General features: G+C 69.8%; 15 protein-coding genes, 3 rRNA genes and 2 pseudogenes. 4 read left to right on the forward strand and 16 right to left on the reverse strand.

What is annotated here, in order from left to right; all coding sequences use genetic code 11:
• Positions 1–23: 23 nt before the first annotated feature.
• From QMQ26_RS07140 to QMQ26_RS07200, 13 genes and pseudogenes are all read right to left on the reverse strand, one after another.
• Complete coding sequence (locus QMQ26_RS07140; RefSeq protein WP_282205127.1) at positions 24–761, reverse strand: SanA/YdcF family protein; 738 nt, start codon at positions 759–761, stop codon at positions 24–26.
• A 64-nt stretch (positions 762–825) separates the two neighbouring features.
• Complete coding sequence (locus QMQ26_RS07145) at positions 826–1503, reverse strand: MerR family transcriptional regulator (protein ID WP_282205128.1); 678 nt, start codon at positions 1501–1503, stop codon at positions 826–828.
• A 269-nt stretch (positions 1504–1772) separates the two neighbouring features.
• Positions 1773–2246, reverse strand: a complete 474-nt coding sequence (locus tag QMQ26_RS07150; protein WP_030463664.1) for a bifunctional nuclease family protein — start codon at positions 2244–2246, stop codon at positions 1773–1775.
• 96 nt (positions 2247–2342) lie between these two features.
• Positions 2343–3086 (reverse strand): transcriptional regulator FtsR, encoded by a 744-nt coding sequence (ftsR, locus tag QMQ26_RS07155; RefSeq protein WP_100835364.1) that lies wholly within the window; start codon positions 3084–3086, stop codon positions 2343–2345.
• 65 nt (positions 3087–3151) lie between these two features.
• The gene (locus tag QMQ26_RS37360) at positions 3152–3694 is read right to left on the reverse strand and encodes an FHA domain-containing protein (protein WP_318552205.1); all 543 of its coding nucleotides are present in this window, start codon (positions 3692–3694) and stop codon (positions 3152–3154) included.
• Positions 3695–4196: 502 nt separating this feature from the next.
• Positions 4197–5093, reverse strand: coding sequence for a DUF881 domain-containing protein (locus tag QMQ26_RS07165; RefSeq protein WP_282205129.1), 897 nt, complete (start codon positions 5091–5093; stop codon positions 4197–4199).
• A 9-nt stretch (positions 5094–5102) separates the two neighbouring features.
• Entirely contained in the window at positions 5103–5435 is a 333-nt protein-coding gene (locus QMQ26_RS07170) for a small basic family protein (protein WP_030463668.1), read from the reverse strand.
• Positions 5432–6499 (reverse strand): DUF881 domain-containing protein, encoded by a 1068-nt coding sequence (locus QMQ26_RS07175; protein WP_282205130.1) that lies wholly within the window; start codon positions 6497–6499, stop codon positions 5432–5434. The genes QMQ26_RS07170 and QMQ26_RS07175 overlap by 4 nt, the downstream gene beginning before the upstream one ends.
• 125 nt (positions 6500–6624) lie before the next feature.
• Positions 6625–9119 (reverse strand): annotated as a pseudogene (locus QMQ26_RS07180) (sugar phosphate nucleotidyltransferase).
• Positions 9120–9244: 125 nt separating this feature from the next.
• Complete coding sequence (locus QMQ26_RS07185; protein ID WP_111556448.1) at positions 9245–9856, reverse strand: CDP-alcohol phosphatidyltransferase family protein; 612 nt, start codon at positions 9854–9856, stop codon at positions 9245–9247.
• A gap of 101 nt (positions 9857–9957) precedes the next feature.
• A 5S ribosomal RNA gene (gene rrf / locus QMQ26_RS07190) occupies positions 9958–10074 on the reverse strand.
• 76 nt (positions 10075–10150) lie between these two features.
• A 23S ribosomal RNA gene (locus QMQ26_RS07195) occupies positions 10151–13259 on the reverse strand.
• A 277-nt stretch (positions 13260–13536) separates the two neighbouring features.
• A 16S ribosomal RNA gene (locus QMQ26_RS07200) occupies positions 13537–15053 on the reverse strand.
• The 16S, 23S and 5S rRNA genes sit together here, the layout of an rRNA operon.
• A gap of 669 nt (positions 15054–15722) precedes the next feature.
• On the opposite strand from QMQ26_RS07200, the gene QMQ26_RS07205 reads away from it, so the two are divergent.
• Together QMQ26_RS07205 and ptsP are read left to right on the forward strand one after the other, a co-directional pair.
• Positions 15723–16172, forward strand: coding sequence for a PTS sugar transporter subunit IIA (locus tag QMQ26_RS07205; protein WP_100835370.1), 450 nt, complete (start codon positions 15723–15725; stop codon positions 16170–16172).
• A 48-nt stretch (positions 16173–16220) separates the two neighbouring features.
• A complete protein-coding gene (ptsP, locus tag QMQ26_RS07210; RefSeq protein ID WP_282205131.1) occupies positions 16221–17891 on the forward strand; it encodes a phosphoenolpyruvate--protein phosphotransferase in 1671 nt (556 codons plus the stop codon).
• Between the two features lie 68 nt (positions 17892–17959).
• Here the strand turns inward: ptsP and QMQ26_RS07215 are convergent, their stop codons facing one another.
• Positions 17960–20002 (reverse strand): acetoacetate--CoA ligase, encoded by a 2043-nt coding sequence (locus tag QMQ26_RS07215; RefSeq protein ID WP_282205132.1) that lies wholly within the window; start codon positions 20000–20002, stop codon positions 17960–17962.
• A 155-nt stretch (positions 20003–20157) separates the two neighbouring features.
• Here QMQ26_RS07215 and QMQ26_RS07220 point away from each other — a divergent pair.
• Positions 20158–21779, forward strand: a pseudogene (locus QMQ26_RS07220) (phytoene desaturase family protein).
• 34 nt (positions 21780–21813) lie between these two features.
• On the opposite strand, the gene QMQ26_RS07225 reads toward QMQ26_RS07220, so the two are convergent.
• Positions 21814–22365 (reverse strand): NUDIX domain-containing protein, encoded by a 552-nt coding sequence (locus tag QMQ26_RS07225; protein ID WP_100835371.1) that lies wholly within the window; start codon positions 22363–22365, stop codon positions 21814–21816.
• A 258-nt stretch (positions 22366–22623) separates the two neighbouring features.
• Here QMQ26_RS07225 and QMQ26_RS07230 point away from each other — a divergent pair, with 258 nt between their 5' ends.
• Positions 22624–22935, forward strand: a complete 312-nt coding sequence (locus tag QMQ26_RS07230; protein WP_282205133.1) for a hypothetical protein — start codon at positions 22624–22626, stop codon at positions 22933–22935.
• Between the two features lie 388 nt (positions 22936–23323).
• On the opposite strand, the gene QMQ26_RS07235 is transcribed toward QMQ26_RS07230, so the two are convergent.
• The gene (locus QMQ26_RS07235) at positions 23324–23446 is read right to left on the reverse strand and encodes a hypothetical protein (RefSeq protein WP_282205134.1); all 123 of its coding nucleotides are present in this window, start codon (positions 23444–23446) and stop codon (positions 23324–23326) included.
• Positions 23447–23562 lie beyond the last annotated feature (116 nt).

A 23562-nucleotide genomic window follows, 5' to 3' on the forward strand; every position in this document is an offset into this window, starting at 1 on the left:
GCGCTCCCCGGCGCGGCCCCGGCTCAGCCGGTCCCGCCCTCCCCCGCCGCGTCCGCGTCCGCGAGCGCCCGCGCCACCCCGTCCTCGCGCGGCCCCAGCAGCGCCGGGTCCGGCCGCAGCAGCACGTTCACCGCCGCCTTCAGCGCGCCGCCGACCTCCCGCGCCTCGCCGTACTCCCAGGTGACGTCGTGCCACTCCTCCACCCCGACCCCGTACGCGTCGATCCCGGCCGCCGCGCACAGCGCCAGCGCCCGCCGGACGTGGAAGGTCTGACTGACCAGCAGCGCCCGGTCGACGCCGAAGATCCGGTGCGCCCGGCTGCACGAGTCCCAGGTGTCGAAGCCCGCGTAGTCGCCGACCACCCGCACCGCGGGCACCCCGCGGTCGATCAGGTAGCCGCGCATCGCGTCGGTCTCGTCGTACCGGACGGTGCCGTTGTCGCCGGTCACCAGGATCGCCCGCACCTTGTGCGCCCGGTACAGCTCCAGCGCCGCGTCCAGCCGGTGCGCCAGGTACGGGGAGGGCACGCCGTCCATCAGCCCGGCGCCGAACACCACCGCGACCGGCGCCTCGGGCGCGTCGGCCACCGTGCCGACCCGCCCGGACTGGGTGAGGTGCAGCCAGGCGTCCGGCGCCAGCCCCAGCGCGGAGCAGAGCACCACCGCCTGGAACCAGCGGCGCTGCCGCCGCCGGTCCACCGGGCGCACCGCGCGCCACACCGCCCGGGCCCGCCGCCCCGCACACCTCAAGATCGTCGACACACGGACCAGGACGGCCCGGACCGGCCCGCCGGTTCCCCGACCCGGGCGGGCGGCCGCCGCGCCGTCAGCCCGCGCGGTTGCGGCGCTGCGCCAGCTCGTCGCCCGGGTCATTGCCGAGCAGCGTCTCGCCGGTGTCGGTGCGCTCGCCGTGCAGCCGCCCCAGGGTGGTCTCCAGCTCCTGCCGGACCGCGCCGACCGCGATGCCGAACACGCCCTGGCCGCCGTTCAGCAGGTCGACCACCTGCTGCGGCGAGGTGCACTCGTAGACCGTCGCCCCGTCGCACATCAGGGTCAGCCCGGTCAGGTCGGCCGGGTCGGCGGACTGCAGGTGGGTGACGGCCACCCGGATGTTCTGCAGCGACACGCCGGCGTCCAGCAGCCGCTTGACGATCTTCAGCAGCAGAATGTCCCGGAAGCTGTACAGCCGCTGCGCGCCCGCCGGGTACGCGGAGCGCACCGAGGGCTCCAGCAGCCCGGTGCGCGCCCAGTAGTCGAGCTGCCGGTAGGTGATGCCGGCCGCGGCGCAGGCCGTCGGGCCGCGGTAGCCGACCAGCGCGGAGGTCGGGGCGAGCCGTTCGATCGCGGGCTGGCCGGGCTGGACGGCCGGGAAGCGGCCGAGCCGCGGCAGCTCCTCCGCCTCGGGTTCGGGCCGCCAGGGCCGCCCGATCAGAGCCCGGTCGGCGCGCGGCAGGTGCACCGCGCACAGCGCTCCGGAACGCGTCTCGTCGCCGGTGCCGCTCATCGCCAACCTCCGTCCATTCCGCCCAAGGCCCCACGGGACCCGCAGGAGCCCTGCCGGACCCCGGGCTGCGGGTGGCCCGTCCGGCGGGCCATCACCTGACGGTAGGCAGTCGCCAAAGCACCGTCAACGATCGCCACGCCGGGGGCTTCCAGAAACTTCACCCCATCGAGTGGTTATTCGTGCCCCATGCGCGGGTAGCGAAATGGTTTTCCGGCCGAGCGGAGTTGCGGCGCACCGCCGACCGGGCTAGCGGAACGCGCGCCCGCGGCCTACTGCGGGCCGCCCCCGAAGTCCTCCGGCGAGACCTGGTCCAGGAACTCCCGGAACTTCTCGACCTCGTCCTCCTGCTCGTCCGGGATCGAGATGCCGGCCTCCGCCAGCACCTCCTCGCTCCCGTAGATCGGCGTACCGGTGCGCAGCGCCAGCGCTATCGCGTCCGAGGGGCGCGCGCTCACCTCGACACCACCGGCGAACACCAGCTCCGCGTAGAACACCCCGTCCCGCAGATCGTTGATCCGCACCTCGGTCAGCTGCTGCCCCAGCGCGCCGAGCACGTCCTTGAACAGGTCGTGCGTCAGCGGCCGCACCGGGGTCATGCCCTGCTGGGCGAAGGCGATCGCGGTGGCCTCCCCCGGCCCGATCCAGATCGGCAGGTAGCGGTCACCGCCGACCTCCCGGAGCAGCACGATCGGCTGGTTGGAGGGCATCTCCACCCGGACACCCACGACGTCGAGCTCATTCACACCAGCAACCCTATGGCGCGCGCCCCCGATAGGAAAGCGCAGCAGGCAGCGGCCACCGCGATCAGGACCGCCGCCCGCCCCCGCGCCACCGGCCGTTCACCCCCGGGAGCGCAGCCCCGCCTGCACCATCGCCGCGTGCAGCCGCACCGACAGGGTGGCCAGTTCCCGCGCCGTCGCCTCCGCGTGCGCCCGGGTCTGCGGGTTGCGGTGCCGCCGCAGCGGCGCCACCACCTGCTCCACCAGCGCCACCTCGCGCTCCGCCGCCGCCTTCATCGCCCGCAGGTGCCGCGGCTCCAGGCCGAACCGGCCCAGCTCCGCCACCAGCCGCGCGATCTGCAGCGCCTCCCCGTCGTACCCGCCGTCCGGGCCCGGCTGCACCAGGCCGTACGCCTCCCACTCGACGAGTTCGCGCTCCTGCGCCTCGGCCGCCGCGATCAGCTCGGCCCGGCCCAGCCGGACCCCGCTCGGCCCGGCGGCCGCGGCCGCCAGCTCCCGGTCCGCCTCCTCCAGCGGCCCCGGACGGGACTCCGCCCCCGGCAGCGCCGGCGGCTGCTCGCCGCGCTCGATCGCGTCCAGGTGCTCGCGGATCACCCGCAGCGGCAGGTAGTGGTCGCGCTGCATCCGCAGCACGTACGCCAGCCGCTCCACGTCCGCCGCCGAGAACTTCCGGTAGCCGGACGGGGTGCGCTGCGGCTCGACCAGGCCCTCCGCCTCCAGGAAGCGGATCTTGGAGATCGTCACCTCCGGGAAGTCGTCCCGCAGGAAGGCCAGCACCGCGCCGATCGACAGCAGCTCGTCACCCCGCCGGCGCGCCTCGCCCGTGCGGCGCGAGGCCGGCACGGGCGAGGACCCGAGGGACGGGGTAGGAATCTGTGGGGTCACTCGGGCTCCAAACGGAGAAGTGGTCAGTACCCCCGGTGGTGGCTGGCGAAGAACACCAGCCGGTACTTCCCGATCTGCACCTCGTCGCCGTTGCCGAGCAGCACCTCGTCGATCCGCTCCCGGTTCACGTAGGTGCCGTTCAGGCTGCCCACGTCCGCGACCGAGAAGCCGCCGTCGGGCTGCCGACGGAACTCCACGTGCCGACGCGACACCGTCACGTCGTCCAGGAAGATGTCGCCCTGCGGGTGCCGCCCCGCCGTGGTCACGTCCGAGTCCAGCAGGAACCGGCTGCCCGAGTTCGGGCCGCGCTGCACGATCAGCAGCGCCGAGCCCGGCGGCAGCGCGTCGATCGCCGCCATCACCTCGGCCGACAGCGCCGGCGTGGCACCCGTCGAGGTCGCCGTCGGGTCGTACGACTCGATGCCGGAGATCGAGATGGTCGAGGTGGTCTCGGCCGCGCCCTCCGGGAACCCGCCGCCACGCAGCTGAGTACCGCAGTTCGAGCAGAACCGGGCCTGGGCCGGGTTCCGGTTCCCGCACCGCGGGCACGGGCTGGTGCCAGCCATGTTCACAGCCTCCTGGCGCGGCACACCCGACTGGACGTGCCCGGCATAGGGGTCCGGGGCAAACCCTCCACCGGAGGTTGAGGGTCCTGCCGGGAAACCTATGCGCGGCCCGCCCGGGGAATCAACCGACGCGCCGTAGGCCCCGTCGAACTGCCCGGTCGGGATGCCCGCGCCCTGGGTCACGTCGTCCCGGTACATCGGACGCTGCCCCTCCGGCGCCGGACGCATCGGGGGCACCCCGGCGTCCTCCTGCCGGTAACGCGCGGTCGGCGCCTCGGCGGCCTTCTTGTTGCGGCCGAACAGCTTCGAGAGAAAACTCACGGGCGAATCCCCTTGCGTGTGACAGAACCGCCCGCGGGGCAGGGTTCAAGGCTCGGTGTGGCGGTGGGCCCGGCATCCGGCCGGGGACTGACGAACGGTAAGACCCAGTGTCGCCGACCCGCCGCGGAAACCCACCACCGGGGGCTGCCCGCAGCTGACGAACCGTACGGAGCGCGCCCCGTCACTTCGCCGCCGGCTTGCCGTACTGCAACGGCTTCGGCGTGGCCAACGCGTCCACCAGGACCTTCTGCTGCTGGACGATGGTCGCCCGCGCCTGGTGGTTCTCCAGGCTGCGCACCACACCACCGGGAATGTTGAGCGCCGGAGCCAGGTCCTGCGGGTTGCCCACGACGGTGAAGCGGAACGGCTGCGAGACGCTCTTCCCGTCGATCTGCACGCCGCCCGACGAGTTGTCGGTGAAGTACGTACCGGCCACCACGCGCACGTCGTTGATCTGAATCGCCTCCGCCCCCGCCGCTCGGAGTTCCTGCAGGGTGTCCAGCAGCATATCCGCCTTCACCTGCCCTTGGGGATCGTCGATCGTCAGCACGATCCCCGGGCCGGTCGCCTTCTCCGTCCCCGCCAGCACGCCCAGTTCGGCCGCCTTCTTGCGGGTCTGCTCCTGGGCCTCCTTGGCCTGGTTGGACGAGTTCTCCAACTGCGCCAGGGACTGCTCCAGCTGCGTCCGCTCCGACTGCAGGCGCTGCTGCTTCCCGTCCAGCTCGTCCAGGATGCGCACCAGGTCCTCCTGCCGGGCCCCGCGCAGCTCGCTGTGGTCGTTGGTCGACCGCACCTGGATCGCCAGCGCCAGCCCCAGCGCGAACAGCAGCAGCGCCACCACCAGCTGCCCCCGCGACACCCGCGGCGGCCACACCGCCGCCTTCAGCCGGGTCCGCCCGTCCGCGGGCGGCTCCACCGGCTCCGACCCCGCGGACGCCACCACCGGCGGCTCCCCGGATGCCTCCCGCGCCGCCGCCGCGGACCGCGCGCCGGGCGTGTCCCCCGCCTCCGGCGCCACCGGCACCTCCGGCTCCGGCCGTCCCGCGTCCCGCTCCCGCGGCTCCCGCTCCTCGCTCACAGCCGCTCCCTACGCCCTGAACACGTGCCGGCGGATCGCCGCCGCGTTCGAGAAGATCCGGATGCCCAGCACCACCACCACGCCGGTGGACAGCTGCGACCCCACGCCCAGCTGGTCGCCCAGGAAGACGATCAGCGCCGCCACCACGACGTTTGACAGGAACGACACCACGAAGACCTTGTCGTCGAAGATCCCGTCCAACATCGCCCGCACGCCGCCGAACACCGCGTCCAGCGCCGCCACCACCGCGATCGGCAGGTACGGCACCACCGCGTTCGGCACCTCCGGCTGCACGAACACGCCGACGATCACGCCGATCACCAGACCCAGTACGGCAATCACGGTGTAGCAGCTCCTGTTCCAGTGGAAGGGGACTTCGTCGCGGTCGACCGCGCGGACTTCGACGGCGCCGCACCCGGCGACCCCGAGGGCGCACCGGACCGCGACGGCGAGACGGACGGGGACGATGCGGCGGAGGGCGAGGACGACGGCTCGGCCGAAGCCTCCGGGGACGGGGACGCCTCCGGCCCGGCCACCCGGAGCGTCACGCCCAGCGCGGCCGGCAGCGTCAGCGACTTCTGCGCCGACACCGTCGACCGGATGCCGTAGCTGTCCTGGATGATCTTCAGGTAGCGGCCGCCCTCGTTGTCCTGGAAAGCCTGGGCCAGCCGCGGCCCGTCCCCGATCGCCAGCACCGTGTACGGCGGCACCAGCGGCCGGTTGTCCACCAGGATCGCGTCGCCGGCCGCCCGGATCGCCGACAGCGCGGTCAGCCGCTGCCCGTTCACGGACACCGCCTCCGCGCCGGCCAGCCACAGCCCGTTCACCGCGTACTGCAGGTCGTGGTCCTTGACCCGGCCGTCCTTGCCGTAGCCGCCGGTGTTCCGCGGATCGCTGACGTTGCCGCCCGAACCGCTCCCGGAGGCGTCGTCGATCACCAGCTTGACGCCCGGCCCGGTGATCTCCCCGGTCCCGGTGCGCGCCGCCAGCTGCGCCGCCGCGCTGTCGTCGCCGGTCTGCAGCGCCGCCTCCTGGGCCTTCTCGACCTTGTCGCGGTCCGCCTCGACCTGCCGCTGCAACTCGTCCGCCGCCTTGTTGGCGTCGTTCACCCGGGTCACCAGGGCGTCCCGCTCCTGGGCCAGGACGGGCGCCGCGGCGTGCGTGTTGACCGCCCCGACCGTCACCACGACCGCGGCCAGCGCCAGCCCCAGGGCCAGCACCAGCCGCCCCCTGGCCGTCGACGGCAGCCGGGAGCTGCCCTCCGCCCCGCGCGCCCGGGCCGCCTCCGCGTACCCGTCGTCGAGCGAGTGCTCCATGACCGTGGTCAGCAGGGACATCGAGGCGTCCGGGCGGCGGAAGCGCCCCTCCGGGTCACTCGGCGTCGGCGTTGCTGGCATGCGCCACATCGTTTCACGACCACGAGGTGCCCCACGACCAGCCCCGGGCCCCGCAGGAGGGTTTCGGCACAGGATCGTGACAAACACCGGTGGGGGCGGACCCGCGGGCCCGCCCCCACCAGGATTTCTCCGCACTACCTCCCGGCGCCGTCCACGACCGCGGCCCACTCGTCGAGCAGCCGCTCGGTCGCCTCGTCGTCCGGGCCCTCCGCCCACAGGTGGGTGACGGCCTCCGCCGGGTCCGGCAGGACCAGCGTCCACCGGCCGTCCGGCTCGACCACCCGCACGCCGTCCGTGGTGTCCAGCTTCCGGTTCCCGGCCGCCTCCACCACCGAGCGCATCACCATGCCCTTGGCGGCCCACGGCGTCGCGATGTCCCGTTTCTGGATGTGCGCCTGCGGGATGCGCGCGTCGATCTGGCTCAGCGTCAGCTGCGTCCGCGCCACCAGGCCGACCAGCCGCACGAACGCCGCCGCCCCGTCCAGCACCCCGGAGAACTCGGGCACCACGAAGCCGCCGCGCCCGTCGCCGCCGAAGACCGTGCCGTCCGCCGCCGCGGCCTTCGCCAGGTCGTCCGGCGAGGTCGTCGTCCAGATCACCTGGGTGCCGTGGTACGCCGCCACCTGCTCGGCGATCCGGGTCGTCGTCACCGGCAGCGCCACCTGCCCGGAACGGCGCTCGGCCGCCACCAGGTCCAGCAGCACCAGCAGCGCCCGGTCGTCCTGGATCACCCGACCGAGCTCGTCCACGAAGGACACCCGCTCACCCACCGGGTCGAACCGCACGCCGAACGCGGCCTGCGAGGACGCCACCAGCTCGCCCAGCCTGGCCAGCGCCGCCTTCCGCTCCTCGGCGCCCTCGGTCGGCTTGGACTCGTCCAGACCGCCGGCCACCGTCAGCGCCTCCACCCGAGCCGCCCCAGGATGCTCGGCAGTACCAGCCCGGCACTGCCGTGCGCCGCGTCCACCACGACCTTCAGCCCGGCCTCCCGCACCCCCGAGGTGTCCACCGCCCGCAACAGGTTCGTCGCGTACGAGTCGAACACGCTCGCCGGGTGCAGCAGGTCGCCGATCTCGCCCGGGAACGCCCGCCGGAACTCCTGCCGCGAGTACACCCGGTCCAGCTTCCGCTGCCCGGCCTGCGACAGGTCCGCCCCGCGCTCGTCGAAGAACAGGATGTCCAGCGAGTCCGGCACCCCCGGCGTGGTGCGCAGGAAGATCCCGCCCGCGCTCCCCCGCGCCGTCGCCTGCCGGGCCACCGGCATCGGCACGTTCTCCAGGTCCCGGACGTCGATCGCGCTGGTCTGCAGCGCCGAGATCATCGCCCGCTTCAACGCCCGCGCACCACGCGAGTGGTCACGCGCGATGGTGACCGTCGCGCCCTTCTTCAACGTGGTCGCGTACGCCCCCGCCAGCCGCACGGCCAGCTCGGGCGTGATCTCCACGTTCAGGATGCCCGACACGCCGCGCACCCCGAACAGGTGCTCCTGGCCGCGGGACTCCCAGATGACCGAGGTGTTGACGAACGCGCCGGCCTCGATCGTCTTGAACGGGTAGACCTTGACGTTGCCCGCGACGATCGACTCCTCGCCGATCAGGCACTCGTCACCGATCACCGCCCCCTCGTCGATCCGGGCGGCCCGCATCACGTCGGTGTTCTTCCCGACCACGCAGCCGCGCAGGTTGCTCTGCGGCCCCACGTACACGTTGTCGTGCACCACGGCCTTGTGCAGGAACGCCCCGCGCTTGACGACCACGTTCGACCCCAGCACGGTGTGCTCGCGCAGCTCCACGCCGGCCTCGACCTTGGCGTAGTCGCCGATGTACAGCGGCCCCCGCAGCACGGCCTCCGGGTCCACCTCCGCACCCTCGGCCACCCACACGCCCGGCGAGATCTCGAACCCGTCCAGCTCGACCTGGACCTTGCCTTCCAGGACGTCCGCCTGGGCCTTCAGGTAGCTCTCGTGCGTGCCCACGTCCTCCCAGTAGCCCTCGGCGACGTAGCCGAAGACCGGCTTGCCCTCCTTGAGCAACTGCGGGAACACGTCGCTCGACCAGTCGACCGACTCGCCGGCCGCCACGTAGTCGAAGACCTCCGGCTCCATCACGTAGATGCCGGTGTTCACGGTGTCCGAGAACACCTGCCCCCAGGTCGGCTTCTCCAGGAAGCGCTCGACCTTCCCCTCCTCGTCCGTGATGGTGATACCGAATTCCAGTGGGTTCGGCACCCGGGTCAGGCACACCGTCACCAGCGCGCCCTTCTCCCGGTGAAAGGCAATCAGATCGGAGAGGTCGAAGTCCGTCAGTGCGTCGCCGGAGATCACCAGAAAGGAATCGTCCCGCAGCGCGTCCTCGGCGTTCTTCACGCTGCCGGCCGTGCCCAGCGGGGTTTCCTCGTTGGCATAGGTGAGGTGCATGCCCAGTTCTTCGCCGTCACCGAAGTAGTTCTTGACCAGCGAGGCCAGGAACTGCACGGTCACCACGGTGTCATTGAGGCCGTGTCGCCTCAGCAGCCGCAGCACGTGCTCCATGATCGGCCGATTGGCCACCGGCAGCAGCGGCTTGGGCATGCTGGAAGTCATGGGGCGGAGTCGGGTGCCCTCTCCGCCCGCCATCACAACGGCTTTCATTACGGGTGCGTCCTCCTTCGCGGTGGTGAACCCCTGCGGGTCCATCAAACCGGTCCGACGCATCCCTACCCGGAAGAAAACGTCCGACTCACCGTGGAGGGCGTGTAAAACGTCTCAGACCGATCTCAAACGGCAGCAGCGTGCTCCGCCCGGAGGATCTGCCGGGCCTGCACCGCATACAGCGCACCGGCCCACCAGTACAGCGTCGTCCCCCACCAGATGAACGCCCAACTCACCACTCCCGCAACCTGGTGCACCCACCCCGTGCCCACCCCCAGCAGCAGAAGCGGAAACGCGTACATCAGATTGAACGTCGCCGCCTTCCCGAGGAAACTCACGTTCAACGGCCCGTAACCCGCCCGGTTGAGCCGCAGCAGCACCACCCCGACGAACGCCTCCCGCGCCACCAGCAGCGCCGTCAGCCACCAGGGCAGGATCTCCCGCCAGGTCAGACCCACCAGCGTCGACACGATGTACAACCGGTCCGCGGCCGGGTCCAGCAACTGCCCCAGCCGGCTGATCTGCCCCCACCGCCGGGCCAGCTTCCCGTCCAGGTAGTCACTGACCCCGCTCAACATCAGAACGACAATCGCCCACCCGTCGTTCTTCGGCCCCCCGAAGACCGGCCACAGCACCAACCACAGGAAGATCGGCACGCCCACCAGCCGAGCCATGCTCAGCAGGTTGGGGATCGTGAGGACCCGGTCGGTCTGAACGCGCGTCTCCTGGACCTCCACTGTGCGGAGCCTCCTGTTTTCACCACCGACAACTGTGCGGGACCGACCCTACAACAAGAAAGCCCCCTGACATCCCGTCAGGGGGCTTTCCCACAAAGATTGTTCGGCGGCGTCCTACTCTCCCACAGGGTCCCCCCTGCAGTACCATCGGCGCTGTGAGGCTTAGCTTCCGGGTTCGGAATGTAACCGGGCGTTTCCCTCACGCTATGACCACCGAAACACTATGAAACTGTGCACCGCCCGCCATGACGCGGGGGTCGTTGTTTCAGAACAACACAGTGGACGCGAGCAACTGAGGACAAGCCCTCGGCCTATTAGTACCGGTCAACTCCACCCCTCACAGGGCTTCCATATCCGGCCTATCAACCCAGTCGTCTACTGGGAGCCTTACCCTCTCAAGGAGGTGGGAGTGCTCATCTCGAAGCAGGCTTCCCGCTTAGATGCTTTCAGCGGTTATCCCTCCCGAACGTAGCCAACCAGCCATGCCCTTGGCAGGACAACTGGCACACCAGAGGTTCGTCCGTCCCGGTCCTCTCGTACTAGGGACAGCCCTTCTCAACACTCCTACGCGCACAGCGGATAGGGACCGAACTGTCTCACGACGTTCTAAACCCAGCTCGCGTACCGCTTTAATGGGCGAACAGCCCAACCCTTGGGACCTACTCCAGCCCCAGGATGCGACGAGCCGACATCGAGGTGCCAAACCATCCCGTCGATATGGACTCTTGGGGAAGATCAGCCTGTTATCCCCGGGGTACCTTTTATCCGTTGAGCGACGGCGCTTCCACAAGCCACCGCCGGATCACTAGTCCCTACTTTCGTACCTGCTCGACCCGTCAGTCTCACAGTCAAGCTCCCTTGTGCACTTACACTCAACACCTGATTGCCAACCAGGCTGAGGGAACCTTTGGGCGCCTCCGTTACCCTTTAGGAGGCAACCGCCCCAGTTAAACTACCCACCAGACACTGTCCCTGATCCGGATCACGGACCCAGGTTAGACATCCAGCACGACCAGAGTGGTATTTCAACGGCGACTCCACCCGAACTGGCGTCCGAGTCTCACAGTCTCCCACCTATCCTACACAAGCCGAACCGAACACCAATATCAAGCTATAGTAAAGGTCCCGGGGTCTTTCCGTCCTGCTGCGCGAAACGAGCATCTTTACTCGTAATGCAATTTCACCGGGCCTGTGGTTGAGACAGTCGAGAAGTCGTTACGCCATTCGTGCAGGTCGGAACTTACCCGACAAGGAATTTCGCTACCTTAGGATGGTTATAGTTACCACCGCCGTTTACTGGCGCTTAAGTTCTCAGCTTCGCCCGACCGAAATCGGACTAACCGGTCCCCTTAACGTTCCAGCACCGGGCAGGCGTCAGTCCGTATACATCGCCTTACGGCTTCGCACGGACCTGTGTTTTTAGTAAACAGTCGCTTCTCGCTGGTCTCTGCGGCCACCACCAGCTCAGGGAGCACGTCCCGTCACCAGCAATGGCCCCCTTCTCCCGAAGTTACGGGGGCATTTTGCCGAGTTCCTTAACCACAGTTCACCCGAACGCCTCGGTATTCTCTACCAGACCACCTGAGTCGGTTTAGGGTACGGGCCGCCATGAAACTCGCTAGAGGCTTTTCTCGACAGCATAGGATCATCCACTTCACCACAATCGGCTCGGCATCAGGTCTCAGACTTCGTGTCGCGCGGATTTGCCTACGCAACGTCCTACACCCTTACCCCGGGACAACCACCGCCCGGGCTGGACTACCTTCCTGCGTCACCCCATCGCTCACCTACTACAGGCTTGGGCCGGCGGCTCCACCACGTCCCATTGTCCGAAGACTCCGGGCCGGCTTCACGGCCTTAGCATCACCTGGTTCGACGTTGGCGCTTCAAAGCGGGTACGGGAATATCAACCCGTTGTCCATCGACTACGCCTGTCGGCCTCGCCTTAGGTCCCGACTTACCCTGGGCAGATCAGCTTGACCCAGGAACCCTTGGTCAATCGGCGCAAGAGTTTCCCACTCTTGTATCGCTACTCATGCCTGCATTCTCACTCGTGAACCGTCCACAACTCGATTCCTCGGCTGCTTCACCCGGCACACGACGCTCCCCTACCCATCACAGCCTCCGTTGGGAGTATTGCTGCAATGACACGACTTCGGTGATGTGCTTGAGCCCCGCTACATTGTCGGCGCGGAATCACTTGACCAGTGAGCTATTACGCACTCTTTCAAGGGTGGCTGCTTCTAAGCCAACCTCCTGGTTGTCTCTGCGACTCCACATCCTTTCCCACTTAGCACACGCTTAGGGACCTTAGTCGGTGTTCTGGGCTGTTTCCCTCTCGACCATGGAGCTTATCCCCCACAGTCTCACTGCCGCGCTCTCACTTACCGGCATTCGGAGTTTGGCTAAGGTCAGTAACCCGGTAAGGCCCATCGCCTATCCAGTGCTCTACCTCCGGCAAGAAACACGCGACGCTGCACCTAAATGCATTTCGGGGAGAACCAGCTATCACGGAGTTTGATTGGCCTTTCACCCCTAACCACAGGTCATCCCCCAGGTTTTCAACCCTGGTGGGTTCGGTCCTCCACACGGTCTTACCCGCGCTTCAACCTGCCCATGGCTAGATCACTCCGCTTCGGGTCTTGGGCATGCAACTATGGGCGCCCTATTCGGACTCGCTTTCGCTACGGCTACCCCACACGGGTTAACCTCGCTACACACCGCAAACTCGCAGGCTCATTCTTCAAAAGGCACGCAGTCACAGCCCCAAAAGGACTGCCCCCACGGCTTGTAGGCACACGGTTTCAGGTACTATTTCACTCCGCTCCCGCGGTACTTTTCACCATTCCCTCACGGTACTATCCGCTATCGGTCACCAGGGAATATTTAGGCTTAGCGGGTGGTCCCGCCAGATTCACACGGGATTTCTCGGGCCCCGTGCTACTTGGGAGAAGCTCAAGCGAGCCGTACAGATTTCGTCTACGGGGGTCTTACCCTCTACGCCGGACCTTTCGCATGTCCTTCGACTACCCATACGGTTTCTGACTCGCCCAGCCGCCGGCAGACGACTGAAGAACTTTCCCACAACCCCGCTATGGCAACCCCTGCCGGGTCTCACACCACAACGGTTTAGCCTCATCCGGTTTCGCTCGCCACTACTCCCGGAATCACGGTTGTTTTCTCTTCCTGCGGGTACTGAGATGTTTCACTTCCCCGCGTTCCCTCCACATACCCTATGTGTTCAGGTATGGGTGACAGCCCATGACGACTGCCGGGTTTCCCCATTCGGACACCCCCGGATCAAAGCTCGGTTGACAGCTCCCCGGGGCCTATCGCGGCCTCCCACGTCCTTCATCGGTTCCTGGTGCCAAGGCATCCACCGTGCGCCCTTAAAAACTTGGCCACAGATGCTCGCGTCCACTGTGCAGTTCTCAAACAACGACCAGACACCCACACCAGACCACCCTCACAGGTGGCCTCGCCTGAGGCCGGCATCCATGAGACAACGGCAAGCCGTTCCCTCAGGACCCAACAACGTGCCCGACACGATGACCTGACGATGCGTTTTCCACGCCGAAGCAGTACTACCGCTCGTCTCGTCCATCGTGCCGAATAGTCAACGTTCCACCCATGAGCAACCGTGCGAGACATGCGCTCGCAAGCGGCTATGTGCTCCTTAGAAAGGAGGTGATCCAGCCGCACCTTCCGGTACGGCTACCTTGTTACGACTTCGTCCCAATCGCTGGTCCCACCTTCGACGGCTCCTCCCCTTGCGGGTTAGGCCACCGGCTTCGGGTGTTACCGACTTTCGTGACGTGACGGGCGGTGTGTACAAGGCCCGGGAACGTATTCACCGCAGCATGCTGATCTGCGATTACTAGCAACTCCAACTTCATGGGGTCGAGTTGCAGACCCCAATCCGAACTGAGACCGGCTTTTTGGGATTCGCTCCGCCTCGCGGCATCGCAGCCCTTTGTACCGGCCATTGTAGCACGTGTGCAGCCCAAGACATAAGGGGCATGATGATTTGACGTCGTCCCCACCTTCCTCCGAGTTGACCCCGGCAGTCTCCTGTGAGTCCCCGACATTACTCGCTGGCAACACAGAACAAGGGTTGCGCTCGTTGCGGGACTTAACCCAACATCTCACGACACGAGCTGACGACAACCATGCACCACCTGTACACCGACCACAAGGGGGCGCCCATCTCTGGACGTTTCCGGCGTATGTCAAGCCTTGGTAAGGTTCTTCGCGTTGCGTCGAATTAAGCCACATGCTCCGCTGCTTGTGCGGGCCCCCGTCAATTCCTTTGAGTTTTAGCCTTGCGGCCGTACTCCCCAGGCGGGGAACTTAATGCGTTAGCTGCGGCACCGACGACGTGGAATGTCGCCAACACCTAGTTCCCAACGTTTACGGCGTGGACTACCAGGGTATCTAATCCTGTTCGCTCCCCACGCTTTCGCTCCTCAGCGTCAGTAATGGCCCAGAGATCCGCCTTCGCCACCGGTGTTCCTCCTGATATCTGCGCATTTCACCGCTACACCAGGAATTCCGATCTCCCCTACCACACTCCAGCCTGCCCGTATCGTATGCAGACCCGGGGTTAAGCCCCGGGCTTTCACATCCGACGCGACAGGCCGCCTACGAGCTCTTTACGCCCAATAATTCCGGACAACGCTCGCACCCTACGTATTACCGCGGCTGCTGGCACGTAGTTAGCCGGTGCTTCTTCTGCAGGTACCGTCACTTGCGCTTCTTCCCTGCTGAAAGAGGTTTACAACCCGAAGGCCGTCATCCCTCACGCGGCGTCGCTGCATCAGGCTTCCGCCCATTGTGCAATATTCCCCACTGCTGCCTCCCGTAGGAGTCTGGGCCGTGTCTCAGTCCCAGTGTGGCCGGTCGCCCTCTCAGGCCGGCTACCCGTCGTCGCCTTGGTAGGCCATTACCCCACCAACAAGCTGATAGGCCGCGGGATCATCCTGAACCGCCGGAGCTTTCCACCAACCCCCATGCAGGAGAAGGTCGTATCCGGTATTAGACCTCGTTTCCAAGGCTTGTCCCAGAGTTCAGGGCAGATTCCCCACGTGTTACTCACCCGTTCGCCACTGATCCACCCCGAAGGGCTTCACCGTTCGACTTGCATGTGTTAAGCACGCCGCCAGCGTTCGTCCTGAGCCAGGATCAAACTCTCCGTGAATGCTTCCACGAAAGAGCGGCACGGCAACCACCGGAATAGGGCGGCCCCGCGCACTGCGTCCTCGCTAGTGTTTTACTTCAAAAGGAATCTCCAACCCCGAACAGAGTCGAGGCCGGGGATGTCAACATATCTGGCGTTGACTTTTGGCACGCTGTTGAGTTCTCAAGGAACGGACGCTTCCTTCGAGCCGCATTTCTGCGAACTCCCCGGGCGCTTCGTTCTTTCGTGTTTCGAGCTTACCAGACTGTTTATTCGGCGTTGACCGAAGCTTTACTCGCCTGACTTGCTCTGTTTACCGCCGTTGCGCGGCGACCTGAGCAACCATAGCGGGTCGGTGGCCGAGCACCTAATCGGGGCGGGGGCGGAGTTCACTCGGTTGGGCCTGCGCGGGGCGGGTGGGAGTGGCAGGTGGGGGCTCACTCGGATGCCGTAGAGTGCGGCGGGTTGGCCGAGAGGACTAGACCACTTGCGGGTGGCGGGGTCGACGGGGAGGGCGCGGGGCGGTCGGTTCGTGTGCGGCTCGGTTGGGGCGGGAGGGGATCTTCACCCGGGCGGCTCGCGGGCGTTATGTCATGGGATGTCCGAAGTTGACGTAATTTTGGTTCAGTCGATCAATGGGCCGCTGCCCGCGGCCGCACGCGATGTACTCCGTACCTGGGAGGCTCCACCATGACCACTGTCACGTCGCCGCTCGCCGGTCGCGCTGTCGGCCTCGCCAACGTTCCCGACCCGGTGTTCGCGGGGGCCATGGTCGGGCCGGGGACGGCGATCGATCCGTTGCGGGAGCCGATCGACGCGGTGGCTCCGGTGGACGGGCAGGTGGTGTCGATGCATCCGCACGCGTTCGTGGTGATGGACGAGAACGGGCACGGGGTGCTGACGCACCTGGGGATCGACACGGTGCAGCTCAATGGGGAGGGGTTCGAGCTGCTGGTGCACAAGGGGGACCGGGTGAAGCGGGGGCAGCCGGTGATCAAGTGGAATCCGGCGGCGGTGGAGGCGGCCGGGAAGTCCCCGATCTCGCCGATCGTGGCGCTGGAGGCGTCGGCGGAGCAGTTGAGCGGGGTGGCGGAGTCGGGCGATGTCACGGCCGGCGGCGAGCTGTTCATCTGGAACTGACGGAAGTGACGGAACTGACGGCGACGGACGGCGAAGGGGTTTCGGACCATGGAGCGGACGCTGCGGGGCGTGGGGGTCAGCCACGGGGTCGCCATCGGGCAGGTGCGGCACATGGGGACGGCGGTGCTGGAGCCGCCGGTGACCCAGGTGTCGGCCGAGGAGGTGCCGCGGGAGCGGGCCCGGGCGCAGGCGGCGGTGGACGCGGTGGCCGCGGACCTGGTGGCGCGCGGGAACCTGGCGGGGGGTGAGGCGCAGGCGGTGCTGGAGGCGCAGGCGCTGATGGCGCAGGACCCGGAGCTGTCGGCGGACGTGAACCGGCGGATCGAGTCGGGGAGCAGTGCGGAGCGCGGGGTGTACGACGCGTTCGCGGCGTACCGGGAGCTGTTGGCGGCGGCGGGTGAGTACCTGGCCGGGCGGGTGGCGGACCTGGACGACGTGCGGAACCGGATCGTGGCGCGGCTGCTGGGGGTGCCGATGCCGGGGGTGCCGGACAGTGACGAGCCGTACGTGCTGCTGGCGCGGGACCTGGCGCCGGCGGACACGGCGTTGCTGGACCCGTCGCTGGTGCTGGGGTTCGTGACGGAGGAGGGCGGGCCGACCTCGCACAGCGCGATCCTGGCGCGGGCGATGGGGGTGCCGGCGGTGGTGGCGCTGGCGGGGGCGACAGGGTTGGCGGAGGGGGTGGTGGTGGCGGTCGACGGGGCGTCGGGCGAGGTGGTGGTGGAGCCGGCGGCGGATCGGCAGGAGGAGTTGCGGCGGCTGGCGGCGGAGCGGAAGGCCGCGCTGGCGGCGTCGAGCGGGCCGGGGCGGACGTCGGACGGGTTCATGGTGCCGTTGCTGGCGAACGTGGGTGGTCCGGGGGACGTGCCGGCGGCGTTGGAGAACGGGGCGGAGGGCGTCGGGCTGTTCCGGACGGAGTTCCTGTTCCTGGACGATTCGGCGCACGCGCCGAGCGAGGACAAGCAGGTCGAGGCGTACCGGAAGGTGCTGGAGGCGTTTCCGGGGGCCCGGGTGGTGGTGCGGGTGCTGGACGCGGGGGCGGACAAGCCGTTGGAGTTCCTGACGCCTGGGGACGAGCCGAATCCGGCGCTGGGGGTGCGCGGGTTGCGGACGCTGCTGGAGCACCCGGAGGTGCTGCGGTCGCAGTTGCGGGCGCTGGCGCGGGCGGCGGAGGGGTTGACGGTGCGCCTGGAGGTGATGGCGCCGATGGTGGCGGACGGGGTGGACGCGCGGGCGTTCGCGGCGGCCTGTCGGGAGGTGGGGTTGGACGCCAAGTACGGGGCGATGGTGGAGATCCCGTCGGCGGCGCTGCGGGCCGGGGCGATCCTGCGGGAGGTGGAGTTCGTGTCGCTGGGGACGAACGACCTGGCGCAGTACGCGTTCGCGGCGGACCGGCAGGTGGGGTCGTTGGCGCGGTTGCAGGACCCGTGGCAGCCGGCGCTGCTGGACCTGATCGCGGCGGCGGCGGAGGCGGCGAAGGCGGCCGGGAAGAGCTGCGGGGTGTGCGGGGAGGCGGCGTCGGACCCGCTGTTGGCGTGCGTGCTGACGGGGCTCGGGGTGACGAGCCTGTCGATGGGTGCGGCGGCGATCCCGTACGTGCGGGCGGGGTTGGCGCGGGCGTCGTTGGCGCAGTGCCAGCGGGCGGCCGGGGCCGCGCGGGCGGCGGACGGTGCGGAGGAGGCGCGGGAGGCGGCGCAGCGGGTGCTGTCCGGGGAGTAGGGGTCACGGACTCCCGAGGGGTCGCTGCCGCCGTGGGGGCGGTGGCGGCCCCTCGGGGCCTTCTCCGGCTAGGGCTGCTTGCGGGTGGTGGCGAGCTGTTCGAAGAAGCGCAGGTGGTCGAGGTTGTCGACGGAGCCGGGGTTGACGGCCTGGGTGAGGGGGGTGCCGCCGAGCAGGCGCTTGACGGGGACTTCGAGGCGCTTGCCGGTGAGGGTGTGCGGGAGGCCCCGGACGGTGATCACCTCGTCGGGGACGTGGCGCGGGGAGAGTTGGGTGCGCAGTGAGGTGCGGATGCGGGTGGTGAGGTCGTCGTCCAGTTCGGCGCCGGGGGTGAGGACGACGAACAGCGGCATCCAGTAGCCGCCGTCCGGCTCTTCGAGGCCGATGACCAGGGATTCGGCGATCTCGGGGAGCCGTTCGACCACCTCGTAGATGTCGGCGGAGCCCATCCGGACGCCCTGGCGGTTGAGGGTGGAGTCGGAGCGGCCGTGGATGACGACGGTGCCGCGGGAGGTGGCGGTGATCCAGTCGCCGTGGCGCCAGGTGCCGGGGTAGGTGTCGAAGTAGCTGTCGTGGTAGCGGTGGCCGTCGGGGTCGTTCCAGAAGCCGGTGGGCATGGACGGGAGCGGCTTGGTGACGACGAGTTCGCCGACGGTGTCGGTGTGCGGGTGGCCGTCCTGGTCCCAGGATTCGACGGCGGCGCCGAGGCAGGGGGCCTGGATCTCGCCGAGGTGGACGGGGAGGGTGGGGACGCCGCCGACGAAGCAGGAGCAGACGTCGGTGCCGCCGCTGACGGAGGCGAGCCAGAGGTCGGACCCGACCTCGTCGTAGATCCACTGGAAGCCGTCGGGCGGGAGCGGGGAGCCGGTGGTGCCGAGGCAGCGGACGGCGGAGAGGTCGAGGTCGCGGCCGGGGTGCAGGTCGGCCTTGCGGCTGGCGATGACGTAGGCGGCGGAGGTGCCGAGGACGGTGGCGCGGGTGCGGGCGGCGACCGACCAGAGGGCGCCGGTGTCGGGGTGTCCGGGGCTGCCGTCGTAGGTGACGATCGTGGTTCCGGTGAGCAGGCCGGCGAGCAGGAAGTTCCACATCATCCAGCCGGTGGAGGTGTACCAGAGGAAGCGGTCGTCGGGGCCGAGGTCGAGGTGGAGGGCGGCCTGCTTGAGGTGTTCGACCAGGATGCCGCCCTGGCTCTGCACGATGGCCTTGGGGAGGCCGGTGGTGCCGGAGGAGTAGAGCACCCAGAGCGGGTGGTCGAAGGGGACGGGTTCGAAGACGGGTTCGGTGTCCGCGGCGACCAGGTCGTCGTAGGGGAGGGTGCCTTCGGGGGCGGGGGTGTTCAGGAGCGGGACGTGGATGACGGTGTTCAGGGTGGGGAGTTCGCGGCGGAGTTCGGCGACGACCCGGGTGCGGTCGTGGTCCTTGCCGCCGTAGTGGTAGCCGTCGACGGCGAACAGGACGGTGGGCTCGATCTGCTGGAGGCGGTCGAGGACGCTGCGGGCGCCGAAGTCGGGGGCGCAGCTGGTCCAGGTGGCGCCGACGGCGGCGGTGGCGAGGAGGGCGACGGCGGCCTGCGGGATGTTGGGCAGGTAGGCGCTGACCCGGTCGCCGGGGCGGACGCCGTGCGCGCGCAGGGCGGCGGCCAGCGAGCCGACCTGGCGGCGGAGTTCGGACCAGGTGGTGGCGACGGGTTCGGCGGTGCGCTCGTCCAGGTGGAGGATCGCGGGGCGGTCGGCGTTGGCCGGGTCCTCGGCGGCGCGCAGGGCGTGTTCGGCGTAGTTGAGGGTGGCGCCGGGGAACCACGTCGCGCCGGGCATGGTGGCGGGTTCGGCGAGGACGGCGGTGGGCGGGGTGTGGAAGCGGACGTCGAAGTACTCGGTGACGGCCGTCCAGAAGCGGGTGAGGTCCCCGGTGGACCAGCGGTGGAGGTCCGCGTAGCGGGTGGCGGCCTCGGCGTCGGTGGTGACCGGTGCGAGCGGGGCGGCGGGGGCGCCGTGGTGGTCGGCGGCCCAGCGCTGGAAGGCGACCAGGCGGCTGGCGGCGGCGCGGGCGGGGTCGGGGCGCCAGAGCGGCTCGAGGTGGTGCTGGTCCTGGGGGGTCGGAGGGGTGCTCACGTGGTGGTCTCCAGGCCGGGGCGGGGACGGCGGTGCTGGTGGCGGCCGTCCGTGCGGTGCTGACGCTGCCGACCCTGCCACGTGATCGTCCGGTGGTCCAGGGTCGCGCGGTCGGGGTGCTGGTGGGGGCGGGCGGGAGGTGGTAGACCGGCGGGATGACGGTGGCGTACGACGTGGTGATCGTGGGCGGCGGGCACAACGGGCTGGTGGCGGCCGGGTACCTGGGGCGGGCCGGGCTGCGGGTGCTGGTGCTGGAGCGGCTGGGGCACGTCGGCGGGGCGGCGGTGTCGGAGCGGGCGTTCGCGGGGGTGGACGCGCGGCTGTCGCGGTACTCGTACCTGGTGAGCCTGCTGCCGCGGCGGATCACGGCCGAGCTGGGGGTGCGGGTGGAGTTGCGGCGGCGGCGGATCTCCTCGTACACGCCGTGGGAGCGGGACGGGCGGGTCGGGGGGTTGCTGGTGGACGGCGGGGACGAGCGGCGGACGGCCGAGTCGTTCCGTGAACTGACGGGTGGGGAGCGGGAGTTCGCTGCGTGGCGGGAGTTCTACGGGATGACCGGGCGGGTGGCGGAGCGGGTGTTCCCGTCGCTGACGGAGCCGCTGCCGTCGCGGGCGGAGCTGCGGGCGCGGGTGGACGATCCGGTGGCGTGGGCGGAGTTGTTCGAGCGGCCGTTGGGCGAGGCGCTGGAGCGGCGGTTCGCGGACGACGTGGTGCGGGGGGTGGTGCTGACGGACGCGCTGATCGGGACGTTCACGCACGCGCACGACCCCTCGCTGCGGCAGAACCGGTGCTTCCTGTACCACGTGGTGGGGGGCGGGACGGGTGACTGGGACGTGCCGGTGGGCGGGATGGGGGCGGTGACCGGGGCGCTCGCGGGGGCGGCGCTGGCGGGCGGGGCGGAGCTGCGGACGGGGTGCGAGGTGGTGGCGGTGGACCCGGGGGGCGCGGCGGGACCGGCCGAGGTCGGGTACCTGGACGCGGACGGGGTGGAGCGGCGGGTGGGGGCGCGCTGGGTGCTGTGCAACGCGGCGCCGGCGGAGTTGGCGCGGCTGGTGGGCGAGCGGGCCGGGGAGGCGGCGCCGGAGGGGGCGCAGCTGAAGGTGAACATGCTGCTGAGCCGGCTGCCGCGGCTGCGGGACGGGGCGGTGGACGTGCGGGACGCGTTCGGGGGGACGTTCCACGTCGCGGAGTCGTACCGGGAGCTGGAGGGGGCGTACCGGGAGGCGGCGGCGGGGCGGCTGCCCTCCCCCGCGCCGTCGGAGATCTACTGCCACTCGCTGGCGGACCGGTCGATCCTGGGCCGGGGGTGCCGGCGGGGGCGCAGACCCTGACGCTGTTCGGGCTGCAGGTGCCGGCGCGGCTGTTCGCCGCGGACCCGGAGGGGGTGCGGCGGGCGGCGCTGGCGGGGGTGCTGGCGGCGTTGGACGGGGTGCTGGCGGAGCCGTTGGCGGACTGCCTGGCGGTGGACGGGGAGGGGCGGCCGTGCCTGGAGGTGCGCGGGCCGCTGGACCTGGCGGCGGACCTGCGGCTGCCGGGCGGGAACATCTTCCACCGGGACCTGGCGTTCCCGTTCCGCGCGGAGGACGGGGACGGGGACGGGGACGGGGGCGGTTCCGGGGGTTCCGGCGGTTTCGGGGGTTCCGGCGGGGGCGTGGGTCGGTGGGGGGTGGGGACCGGGCATCCTCGGGTGCTGGTGTGCGGGGCCGGGGCGGTGCGGGGCGGCGGGGTGAGCGGGATTCCGGGGCACAACGCGGCGATGGCGGTGCTGGGGCGCTGACCGGAGCCGGGGGCCGCGGCGGGGGCGGCCGGGTTCAGCGGGGGGCGTACTCGCCGTCGAACCAGGAGCGGGCCACCCGGGTGTGGAACGGGAAGGCCAGCGGGGTCTCGACGGTGGCGAGCTCCCAGCCCTCGGTCTCGTCGGTGGGGACGGAGGGCGGCAGGTCGGCCAGGTCGCGGGCCGGGAAGAGGGCGAACAGGCAGAGGAAGCCGCCCCGGGCGTCGGAGTCGGTGGCGACCAGCAGGGCCTCGGCCGGGTCGGCCAGGATGCCGGTCTCCTCGCGCAGTTCGCGGGCGGCGGCCTGCTGCCAGCTCTCGCCGTAGTCGACGTAGCCGCCGGGCAGGGCGAGCAGGCCGTAGCCGGGTTCGATGGTGCGGCGGATGACGGTCAGCCGGGTCTCGCCGTCGGGGAGGTGCACCGGGAGCAGGGCGACCGTGACCGGGAGCGGGTTGCGGTAGCTGATCTCGCCGCAGCCGGGGCAGGTGCGCGGCCAGCCGGTGGTGCCGGCCGGGTAGGGCGTCCCGCACCAGTGGCAGTGGGTGTTGGGGCCGAAGACGGCGGGGCGGGCGGACGGCTGGGTCGTCATGGGGGCGATGGTAGTCCGGCCGGGTGCCGGGCGGGGCGGAGTCGGCGCGGGTCGGTGGCGGGGTGGTGGCGGGCGGCTCGGGGCGGTGCGCGCGGGGCGCGGGGCGGGGGCGTGCGGGGGTGCGGTCGGCGCGGGGCGGGCGGGGGTGCGGTCCGGCCGGTCGGGTGAATTCGGCGGGCGCGGTTGGATTCGGAGTGTGTGCGCACGATAGCGATGGGGTGTTCCGTGATGGGCACGGGAGTTGACCGTTCACAAAGGATGATGGTGCGAGCGATTCTGATTTCCCTGCTGGCGGCGGGCTCGGTGTTCGGACTGGCGGCGCCGGCCCCGGCGGCGGTGCGCGCGGCGAGCGGCGACGTGGTGGTGTTCTCGACCGAGGCGCAGCCGCTGGACGTCTACCACGACCCGGCCGGCTGCCGACAACTTCCTGCGGTGGCACACGTGTTGACGAACCAGACCGACCGTCCGGTGCAGGTGTACGGCAATCCGTTCTGTCTGGGCCCGTCGGTGGCGGTGCGGCCGGGCTACGGGACGCACGTGCCGGGTGGGGCGGGGAGCTTCTCCGCCTGAGCGGACGGTGCAGGCGGTCCGGGCGGTCCGGGCCGTTCGAGCGGGGGCGGAAATGCGGTCGGATGATCGCACGGGCGGTCGGGGAAATAGCCGATCGCCCGCTTTTTCTCTGATCACAGAAATGCGTCCGAACGGTCGCACTATGTCATGATGGCGACCGCCGACTCCTGGTCCGTCGCGGCGAATTGGCGCACTGTCAGCGCGCGCACCGTCAGCGCGGTCGGCCCGTTGTCTCCGGCCCCCCGCGGCAGTTCGCGTCCCGGGTTGCGGCCGCCGTCGAGAGGACTGCGTTTCCCGTGGAGCACGTCGCACTTCCCGCTGCCCCCGAGGCGGCCCCGATCCCCTGGCGGGCGTACGCCCGGCTGGCCAAGCTCGACATCTGGGACTACTACCTGAGCGTCCCGCTGGTGGCCGCGATGGTGCTGGCCGCCGGGTCGGGGGTGGGGGCCGGGACGACCGTGCCGGTACTGGTGCTGTTCCTGGCGGGCGAGGTCGCGATGAGCGCGGCCATGTGCACCTTCGACGACGTCACCGGGTACCGGGACGGCAGCGACGCGGTGAACTACGGGCCGGACGCGCCCGCCCGGCGGCTGGCCCGCAAGCCGCTGGTGGCGGGGACGTTGACGG

The organism is Kitasatospora fiedleri, from assembly GCF_948472415.1.
Taxonomy (GTDB): domain Bacteria; phylum Actinomycetota; class Actinomycetes; order Streptomycetales; family Streptomycetaceae; genus Kitasatospora; species Kitasatospora fiedleri.

Excerpts from the sequence above, each read along its gene's own strand:
- QMQ26_RS37360 (WP_318552205.1), bottom strand. The coding sequence starts at position 3,694 with ATGGCTGGCACCAGCCCGTGCCCGCGGTGCGGGAACCGGAACCCGGCC.
- QMQ26_RS07175 (WP_282205130.1), bottom strand. The coding sequence starts at position 6,499 with ATGTGGCGCATGCCAGCAACGCCGACGCCGAGTGACCCGGAGGGGCGC.
- QMQ26_RS07230 (WP_282205133.1), top strand. The coding sequence starts at position 22,624 with ATGATGGTGCGAGCGATTCTGATTTCCCTGCTGGCGGCGGGCTCGGTG.
- QMQ26_RS07145 (WP_282205128.1), bottom strand. The coding sequence starts at position 1,503 with ATGAGCGGCACCGGCGACGAGACGCGTTCCGGAGCGCTGTGCGCGGTG.
- QMQ26_RS07205 (WP_100835370.1), top strand. The coding sequence starts at position 15,723 with ATGACCACTGTCACGTCGCCGCTCGCCGGTCGCGCTGTCGGCCTCGCC.
- QMQ26_RS07235 (WP_282205134.1), bottom strand. The coding sequence starts at position 23,446 with ATGGCCGCGCTCATCGCGACCTCGCCCGCCAGGAACAGCACCAGTACC.
- ptsP (WP_282205131.1), top strand. The coding sequence starts at position 16,221 with ATGGAGCGGACGCTGCGGGGCGTGGGGGTCAGCCACGGGGTCGCCATC.
- QMQ26_RS07225 (WP_100835371.1), bottom strand. The coding sequence starts at position 22,365 with ATGACGACCCAGCCGTCCGCCCGCCCCGCCGTCTTCGGCCCCAACACC.